At 65.5% G+C, this 854-nt stretch carries 1 protein-coding gene; it reads right to left on the reverse strand.

Annotated features, from left to right (window positions below; genetic code table 11):
• Positions 1-854 (reverse strand): chaperonin GroEL (gene groEL, locus EN884_RS37360; RefSeq protein ID WP_128361202.1); only part of this gene is annotated, 854 nt, incomplete at both ends.

Consider the following 854-nt stretch of genomic DNA (forward strand, 5'->3'; position numbering starts at 1 on the left):
CCCTGATTGTGGTCCTTGCTGTCGGTGAGCTTGCCGACGACGATTGAGCCTTCGACGCCGGAATTCTCGGCGATCTGGCGGATCGGCGCTTCGAGCGCCCGCAGCACGATCGTGATGCCGGCCGTGACATCGGCATTGGCGCCGGTCAGGCCGCCAAGCGCCGAGCGGGCACGCAGCAGAGCGACGCCGCCGCCGGGCACGATGCCTTCCTCGACCGCCGCGCGGGTGGCGTTCAGCGCATCGTCGATGCGGTCCTTCTTTTCCTTGACTTCCGACTCGGTGACGCCGCCGACGCGGATGACGGCAACGCCGCCGGCGAGCTTGGCCAGCCGCTCCTGCAGCTTTTCCTTGTCGTAGTCTGACGTCGTCTCCTCGATCTGGCCCTTGATCTGAGCGACGCGCGCCTGGATGGTCGCCTTGGTGCCGGCACCGTCGATGATCGTGGTGGTGTCCTTCTCGATCAGCACGCGCTTGGCGCGGCCGAGCATCTCGATGGTGACGTTTTCGAGCTTGATGCCGAGGTCCTCGGAGATCATCTGGCCCGACGTGAGCACGGCGATGTCTTCCAGCATCGCCTTGCGGCGATCGCCGAAGCCAGGCGCCTTGACGGCCGCGACCTTGAGGCCGCCGCGCAGCTTGTTGACGACCAGCGTCGCCAGAGCCTCGCCCTCGACGTCCTCGGAGATGATCAGCAGCGGCCTGCCGCTCTGCACCACCGCTTCGAGGATCGGCAGCATCGCCTGCAGATTGCCGAGCTTCTTCTCGTGGATGAGGATGTAGGGTTCTTCCAGCTCGACGCGCATCTTGTCGGCATTGGTGACGAAATAGGGCGAGAGATAGCCGCGGTCGAACTG

Origin of the sequence: Mesorhizobium sp. M7A.F.Ca.AU.001.01.1.1, from assembly GCF_004022735.1 — a bacterium.
Classification (GTDB): Bacteria; Pseudomonadota; Alphaproteobacteria; order Rhizobiales; family Rhizobiaceae; genus Mesorhizobium; species Mesorhizobium ciceri.